The organism is Amycolatopsis oliviviridis (assembly GCF_014654365.1).
GTDB classification, from domain to species: domain Bacteria; phylum Actinomycetota; class Actinomycetes; order Mycobacteriales; family Pseudonocardiaceae; genus Amycolatopsis; species Amycolatopsis oliviviridis.
The window spans coordinates 712,115-719,870 of the sequence record NZ_BNAY01000005.1 but is presented as its reverse complement, the minus strand read 5'-3'; the positions used below and the strand labels follow the sequence as shown (position 1 = coordinate 719,870).

Below are 7,756 nucleotides of genomic sequence, written 5' to 3'. Positions count from 1 at the left end.
AGGCCCACGACGAACACCAGCGTCGGCCACGACGCGATCGAGCCGTCGATGCCGAGCCCGACCGGCACCGTCGTCTTCGCCTCATCCGGGACGCGGCGGACGAAACCCGCGTCGACCAGGCCGATCAGGCAGATGAACAGGCCAATACCGACCGCGATGGCCGATTTGAGCGGCGCGGGCACGGCGTTGAACACCGCGGTCCGGATCCCGGCGAAGACCAGCAGGACGATGACCAGCCCCTCGATCACCACCAGGCCCATCGCCTCGGGCCAGCTCATCTGCGAGGCGAAGGTGACCGCGATCAGGCTGTTGATGCCGAGCCCGGTGGCGATGGCGAACGGGTAGTTCGCGACCAGCCCCATGACGATGGTCAGCACCCCGGCCACCAGCGCCGTCACCGCCGCGACCTGCGGTACGGGGAGGATGTTGCCCAGGACGTCCTTGTGCGCGCCGGCGTCGTCGGCGGAGAAGCTGCCGATGATCAGCGGGTTGAGCACGACGATGTAGGCCATCGTGAAGAACGTGACGACGCCGCCGCGGATCTCCCGCCCCGGTGTCGAGCCGCGCTCGCTGATCTTGAAGAACCGGTCCAGTGTGGACCGGGTGCGCTGCTCCGCCATCGCGTACCACCCTTCGCCCGTTGCCGGGTACCCTTCCCCACGTGGGCGAATCGATCAATTCCGGGGAAGTAAACGGTTCATTGCGGCCAACGCCGGAGCTGCCGAAGCGGCTGACCGACCTGACGCCGGTCGTGATCGTAGGTACCGCGCTCTGGGCGGTCGCGACCGTGGTCCTGTTCTTTGTGACCGACGGCATCTGGGTGCAGACGTCGTTCGCCGGCCTCGTGCTCGGCTTCATCGGCCTCGCGATCATCGCGTGGCAGCGTGCCGCCGCCCGGCGTGGCTCGAAGAGCGCTCAACGACTGTAAAAGCGCTCAGCGACTTCGGTAGCCCGCGTTTCGTCCTCTGAATGCGGTACTTGCGTGTGCAACTACCGCATTCAGAGGACGAAACGCGTCAGTTGAGGAGCGCCGAGGGTGAGGGGTCTTCGAGCAGCGCGGTGAGGACGTGGCGGTCGGCCCACCGGTCCGTGGCCCAGGCGAAGGCGCGCCCGAGGCCTTCCGGGGTGTCGGCGGCGTGCAGCCTGCCGTCGGACCACCACGCGACGTCGTGCTCCGCGTCCTCGAAAGTCACCGTCAGCGCCTCGTGCAGCAGCACTCCGCCCTCGGGCAGTTCGACACCCAGCTGATCGGCCGCCAGCCGGAGCGCGGACAGCTCCGTCCACGGCACGTACTCGCCGTCCTCGGTGACCTTGGCGTCGAGACCGCTCGCCACCGGCAGGTCCAGCAGCTCCGCCAGCGCGACGGCGCCGCTCGCCGCGACGACCATCCGTTCCGGCGCCAGCACGGCGGCGAACCAGGGCACGTCGAGCACGACGGTGTCGCGGGCGTCGACGGCCGAACCGTCCGCGGCACGGACGCGATCCGGCGCCGGAACGTCCACTGTGTACTCGGCGAGCGCCGCGTGCGCGCGGGAAGCGAGACCCGGACTCACCTCGCGCTCGGGATCGCCCAGCCGATCCAGGAGATCCTCGACGTCTTCGGCGTCCGTCCCCAGTTCGGTCCGGACACCGGCGGCGAGCAGGATTTCCTTGCTCAGTCCCGAATCCGGGACGACGTCGTAAAGCCCGGTCAACGCGGCCGCTTCCGGCATACGCCAATCGAGCGGCGCGTGCCCGTCCAGCAGCGCGTACCGCGCGAGCCACCAGCCGGTGTGCCCGCCGGGTTCGGTGAGGGCGCGCCAGGTTTCGGGACGGGCCGCGAGCAGGCGCAGCGCTTCCGGCCAGGCGTCGTCGCCGACGAGGTCGAGGTCGCGCACGGCGAGCACTCGCGACGGCGGCCGCTCCCGCGAGTCCCACCAGTCGTGCTCTTCGGGCAGGCCGTGCTCGGGCTCCAGCGGTTCGTCGTCGGTGATGACGGCGAACGAATCGAGAACGCCGACCGCGACAAGCGTGGCGACCGGCCAGTCTTCGGCGAATTCCTCGTCCAGTACGGACAAAGCGCCGTCTTCCTCGAACACCTCGGGGTCGAAGATGTCGCCCAGCGGCGACGTCGGCAGGACGAGTTCGTCCGCGCGCCGCCAGCCGTCCTCACTCGGCAGGGCCAGCGCGCCCGCCCATTCGGGGGCCTCGTCGCCGACCTCGGCGATCAGGCGGAGTACCGCGCCCGCGAGCGCCATACCGTCCAAACCGGACCGGACGTCTTCGGCACTGCGCTCGACAGCGGCACTCAGCGCGTCGGCTTCGAGCAGGTCGCTCGCCTCGGCGTGCTTGGCGCCCAAGCGTTCCAGCAGCGGATGCGCCGCGGCCGGATGCACGAGCCGCAGGCCGATGATGTCCACATCGGACAGGAGTTCGAGCAGTTCAGCCGAGCCGCCGACGAGCAACGCGTCACGCACGCCGGGCAAGGTGCGGCCGTCCGACATCGGCACCGGCAGGGCGCCGAGGTCGTCCTTGGTGAGGTCGTGCGCTTCGAGCGCCGGGAGCAGGACGTCGTAGAGCGAACGCCACCAGGAGGGTTCACGCTGGGCGCCGGTCAGCAGTTCGATGGCTTCGGCGGGCGAAAGCGACTGCGCGCCGACCGCGCGAAGGTCCACACCGGACAGTGAAATCAGGCCGGGCACGAGATCGGCCAGCAGCGGCGCGAGCCCCGGCACGTCCACCGAAAGCACCCGCGCCCGGCGGCCCGGCAAGTCGTCGCCTTCCTGCGCCGGGAGCCAGGGCAGCTCGGCGAGGTTCTCGAGGATGGCTTCCCGCAGTGTTCCGTCCACAGTGGAACGCGGGAAGGTCGCGCCGGGCACGAGCGTCAGGCGTTCCTTGGCGGGCAAGGAGCACACGAGAGCGACGTACTCGCGTGCGGCGTTCTTCAGCGCCACCGTCAGATCCGGCCCCGGCAGCGCGCGACGGCGGGACGGCTCGATCGGCAGCGTCGCGATCAGCCGCGCGGGCAGGGAAAGCTCGTCATCGGTGGGCGTCGGCGCGTGCAGGACATCGTCCCCGAGCGGCTTCGGCGAACCGGACGCGTCCAGCGGGACGGCCCAGACGACGTCGCCGCGATGGACCTGCCAGTGCTCGGCGGAACCGTCCGGCGACGAGAGTTCGACGACGCCGTCGCCGAGATCGGTGCGGCGCCAAGCGCCACCTTCGATCTCGATGCTCTCCAGCCAGGACAGCGTGAGCAGGAGATCGCCGATGTCGTTCTTCAGATCCGCCAGCAGCGCGGGGACATCGACACCCTCGCGCAGCGGAAGCCGGACCTCGGTGGCGAAGCCTTCGGGTACGGGAGGTTCGCCGTCGCCGACCGGCCACGGAAGCCGGAGTACGGGAACGTCGCCGGTGCGACCGGCTTCGGCCCGCGTGCGTTCCGCGGAGAACGCGACCCCGCCGGTCGCCGAGACGATCCGTGGTTCGGCGGAAACCGTGAGCACGGCGGCGAACCCGACGCCGAACCGGCCGACGGTCTCCTCGCCCTTGCCGGAAGCACGAAGGGAGGCAAGGGATTCGACACCGCGGGCGTCCAGCGGCGCGCCCGTGTTCGCGAACCTCAGCTCACCGTCCACAACGGACACCCAGAGCCTGCCACGCTCACCGGCGGCCAAGGCGGCGTCGGCGGCGTTCTGCGCCAGCTCGACGAACAGCCGGTCCCGGTAACCACCGACGCGCAGATCGTTCTCGGTGTTGGTGTCCTCGGTGAACCGCGTCGGCGAATCCGCCCACGCGCGCAGGACGGCGGCGCGTAACCGCTCGGTGCCGAACGGGTCAGTGCTCACTGGCGCTTTCGGCTTCGGCCTGCGCTTCGACGGCGGTTTCCGGCTTGGTCTCGGGCTCGGCGGTCGCCTGCTCGGCGGCCTCGGGCTCGACCTCCGGCTGGACCTCGGCGGTCTCGGGCACCTCGGCCACCGGGGCCTCGGACTCGTCCACGACCGTGGCCTCGGCGGGCTCCGCGGTCTCGGGCTCGACCACTTCGGCGGTTTCAGCGGCTTCGGCCTTGGGCTCGGCAGCCTCGTCCTTGGCCTCGACAGCCTCGGCAGCCTCGACCGCGGGAGCTTCGGCAGCGGCGGGCTCGGGCTCGGCGGGCGTCTCCGGCGCGGGCTCGAAGTCCATCAGCGAGTCGTCGTAGACCAGTTCCGCCACCGGCACCGACGAGGTCACCTCGACCTCGATCTCGGAATGCGCGCCGCAGCCGTACTCGACGTCGACGACGTGGCCGTCCGCCGGGGAGATGTCGTTGGTGCACGCGCCGAAGGCCGCGCTGAGCGACCCCGCGAGCGACACGAAGAACCCGCAGCTCCCGCAGACGTCCGGCGCGCTGCGCGCCATGTCCGAACGCGGGCCGAACTCGCCACCGTGCCAGCGGGCGGCGGCGTCGAGCCTGCCGTGCCGGGACAGCACGTGGACCCGGCCGAGACCGGCGTCCTTGGCGACCGCTTCGACCGCGGGGTCGTCGGACTCCAGGTACGCCGGGGCGAGCCGGGGGTCGTCCTTCTCCACCGGGAAGATGTCGCCGACACCGAGGTCGCCCGCCTGGACGCGGCGGTCCCACGGCACCCACGCCGGCGCGACCCGCGCGTCCGGACCCGGGATGAGCACGACCTCGCTGACCGTCACCGGCTCGTCTTCACCGGCGAGCGCGACCGTCACCGACCAGCGCCAGCCGCGATACCCCGTCACGGTCGCCTCGAACAGGTGGCTCGCGGAAACCGCGTCCTCCCGGTCCACGCCGACGTGCGCGCCGACCTGTTCGGCACCGGCGTCCTCCAGCACCGCCGCGCGGGCCAGATCGACCGCCTCGGCGAGTTTGCGCTGGATAGAGCCGTCGTCCAGGGTCAACAGCAGGGTCATGCCCCCATTCTGCCGCACGCGATATCGCGGTCCGTGTCAGGCTGTCCGCGTGCGCACGCTGACGACCACCTCGCTCCTGCTGGCCGCCGTCCTCGGTGGCTGCGCCGCCGCGCCGGTGAGCGACGCCGCGCCGCCCGCTCCGGAGAAACTGAAGGTGCAGGTCCTCTCGACACTGCCCCACGATCCCGGTGCCTTCACCCAAGGCCTCGAGTTCTCCGGCGGGACGCTGTACGAGGGGACCGGCCTGGTCGGGAAGTCGTCGATGCGGGCCGGGCCCGCGGGCGCGGCGCCGTCGGTCCGGCAGGAGCTGCCGGGACTGTTCGGCGAGGGCATCACCGTGCTCGGGCCGACGGTCTGGCAGATCACCTGGCAGGACGGCGTCGCGATCGAACGCGACGCCAAGACCCTGGCCGAACGCCGGCGCGTGAACTACACCGGCGAGGGCTGGGGCCTGTGCCACCGGGAGGGCACCGGGCAGCTGGTGATGAGCGACGGCTCGGCGAAGCTGACCTTCCGCGACCCCGTGTCCTTCGCGCCGACGGGCGGCGTCGACGTCGGGCGTGACCAGCTGAACGAGCTGGAATGCGTCGGGGACTCGGTGTACGCGAACGTCTGGCAGACCGACCGGATCCTGCGGATCGACGCCGCGTCCGGGCGGGTCACCGGCGAGATCGACGCTTCGGGGCTCCTCACTCCCGGGGAACGGGGCTCCGCGGACGTCCTCAACGGCATCGCGGCGGTGCCGGGGACCGACGAGTTCCTCCTCACCGGCAAGCTCTGGCCCAAGATGTTCCGGGTGAAATTCGTCGCGAACCCCTAGAAAGCAGTGGTGAGCGCGCGAAGCGGCCCCCGGGTAAGGCAGGATTGACTCGTGGGAATCTTCGGCTCGAACTCTGGACCCGACGGCACGCGTTCCGGCCGGCCGGGCAAGGAGCGCGGCCGCAAGAGCAAGCGCAAGTGGACACCGGAGCCCGGCGCTCCGCAGGCACGCAGCTGGTCCGCGCCCCCACCGACCAGGGTCGAACAGCAGCCGGTGCCGCCGCCCCCGCCGCGCGCGGCCCGCCCGCAGCCCCAGTATCAGCCCCCACCTCAGCCGCGGTACCAGCCACAACCGGCCGGGCCGACCGCCGACGAGGCGCGCACCGGCGCGATCCCGATGGGGCACCATCAGCATCAGCCACCGCCGCCGCCCCGGCCACCGCAAACGCCTCCTCGCGGCGCGCGGCCGTACCCGGATCCTTCGCAGCGGCAGACCGAACCCGTCCGGCGTCGTCCGGGCGGGTTCTACGACGAGCAACCGCCGGGCAGCGGCGAGTACGAGCACTACGACACCGGCGGCTACGCGGGCGAACCGCGTGAGGTGCCGGAGCCCGAGCAGGAACACCCGACCACCGCGGTCCCGCCGCGCGCCGGCTCCCTGCCGAAGATGCCGAAGAAGATCACGGTAACCCGGGTCGCGGCGATGCGCAGCCGTCAGCTCACCGGGCAGGCCGTCGACGCGTTCCAGCGCGCGACGAAAGCGGACGGCGCCGACAAGTCGGGCCTGACGTCGCTGACGTACGCGGTGATGCTGAACTACGCCAGCGACGCCGCGATGGCGATCGCGCTGGCCAACACGCTGTTCTTCGCCGCCACCAGCGGGGAGAGCAAGGGCAAGGTCGCGCTCTACCTGCTCATCACGATCGCCCCGTTCGCACTGGTCGCGCCGGTGATCGGCCCGGCACTGGACAAGATCCAGCGCGGCCGCAGGCTCGCGATGTGCGTGGCCTCGGCGGGGCAGGCGCTGATGGCCGTCGTGATGGCGCTGCACTTCGACGACTGGCTCCTGTACCCGGCCGCGCTGGGCATGATGGTGCTGTCGAAGTCGTTCACCGTGCTCAAATCGGCGGTGACCCCACGGGTGCTGCCACCCGAGATCACGCTGTCGAAGACGAACGCCCGGCTCACCGTGTTCGGTCTGGTCGCGGCCGGTGTGTTCGGCGCGCTGGCCAGCGGGTTCAACGCGTTGTGGGGTTCGCAGGGCGCGCTGTGGTTCACCATGGCGATCTGCGTCGCGGCCGCGGTGCAGTCGATGCGGATCCCGTCCTGGGTCGAGGTGACCGAGGGCGAGGTGCCGGCGTCGCTGTCCGCGCATCCGGAACGGCGGGTCAAGAAGCAGCGCCAGCCGATGGGGCGGCACATCGTCGTCTCGCTGTGGGGCAACGGTTCCGTCCGGGTGCTGACCGGGTTCCTGATGATGTTCTCCGCGTTCGCGGTGAAGGCGCAGACCGAGGGCAGCGGGCAGAGCCCGTTCAACCAGCTGCTGCTGCTCGGCGTCATCGGCGCCGCGGCCGGGGCGGGCGGGTTCCTCGGGAACGCGCTGGGTTCACGGCTGCACTTCGGCAAACCGGATCAGGTGATCCTGGCCTGCGTCGGGGCCTGTCTCGGCATGTCGATCATCGCGACCGTGGCGGCCGGGCTGGCGACGGCGGCGATCGTCGCGCTCGTCGGCGCGACCGCGAGCGCGCTGGCGAAGATCAGCCTCGACGCCGTCATCCAGGAAGACCTCCCGGAGGAGTCGCGCGCGTCGGCGTTCGGCCGGTCCGAGACCGTGCTGCAGATGTGCTGGTGCTTCGGCGGTGCCGTCGGCCTGCTGCTGCCGCCGACGTACTGGATCGGGTTCCTGGTGCTGTCGATCCTGCTGGCCGTCGGGTTCACGCAGACGTTCCTGGTGCGGCGCGGCACCTCGCTGGTCCCGGGACTCGGCGGCGACCGGCCGCTGCGCCCGGAGCCGACCAGCGAATCGCCCATCCCCTCGCCAGGCCGATGACTCCCGGTGGCGGCCGGGCTCGTAATCTGCACCCTATGCGGCGACTTC

General features: G+C 71.3%; 6 protein-coding genes. 3 read left to right on the top strand and 3 right to left on the bottom strand.

Going from position 1 to position 7,756, the window contains the following annotated elements; all coding sequences use genetic code 11:
- The coding region (locus IE302_RS25110) for a solute carrier family 23 protein (RefSeq protein WP_191256894.1) at nucleotides 1–620 on the bottom strand (620 nt) is incomplete at its 3' end.
- Nucleotides 621–700: 80 nt separating this feature from the next.
- Here IE302_RS25110 and IE302_RS25105 point away from each other — a divergent pair.
- Complete coding sequence (locus IE302_RS25105; RefSeq protein ID WP_191256951.1) at nucleotides 701–928, top strand: DUF2530 domain-containing protein; 228 nt, start codon at nucleotides 701–703, stop codon at nucleotides 926–928.
- Between the two features lie 88 nt (nucleotides 929–1,016).
- On the opposite strand, the gene IE302_RS25100 is transcribed toward IE302_RS25105, so the two are convergent.
- Nucleotides 1,017–3,827, bottom strand: a complete 2,811-nt coding sequence (locus tag IE302_RS25100; protein ID WP_191256893.1) for a sacsin N-terminal ATP-binding-like domain-containing protein — start codon at nucleotides 3,825–3,827, stop codon at nucleotides 1,017–1,019.
- The gene (locus IE302_RS25095) at nucleotides 3,817–4,899 is read right to left on the bottom strand and encodes a DUF3027 domain-containing protein (RefSeq protein ID WP_191256892.1); all 1,083 of its coding nucleotides are present in this window, start codon (nucleotides 4,897–4,899) and stop codon (nucleotides 3,817–3,819) included. Before IE302_RS25095 ends, IE302_RS25100 begins: the two co-directional genes overlap by 11 nt.
- 49 nt (nucleotides 4,900–4,948) lie before the next feature.
- Between IE302_RS25095 and IE302_RS25090 the strand changes: the two genes are divergently transcribed.
- Both IE302_RS25090 and IE302_RS25085 read left to right on the top strand, forming a co-directional pair.
- Nucleotides 4,949–5,719 (top strand): glutaminyl-peptide cyclotransferase, encoded by a 771-nt coding sequence (locus IE302_RS25090; RefSeq protein ID WP_191256891.1) that lies wholly within the window; start codon nucleotides 4,949–4,951, stop codon nucleotides 5,717–5,719.
- A 51-nt stretch (nucleotides 5,720–5,770) separates the two neighbouring features.
- Nucleotides 5,771–7,708, top strand: a complete 1,938-nt coding sequence (locus IE302_RS25085) for an MFS transporter (protein ID WP_191256890.1) — start codon at nucleotides 5,771–5,773, stop codon at nucleotides 7,706–7,708.
- The last annotated feature ends 48 nt before the right edge of the window (nucleotides 7,709–7,756 follow it).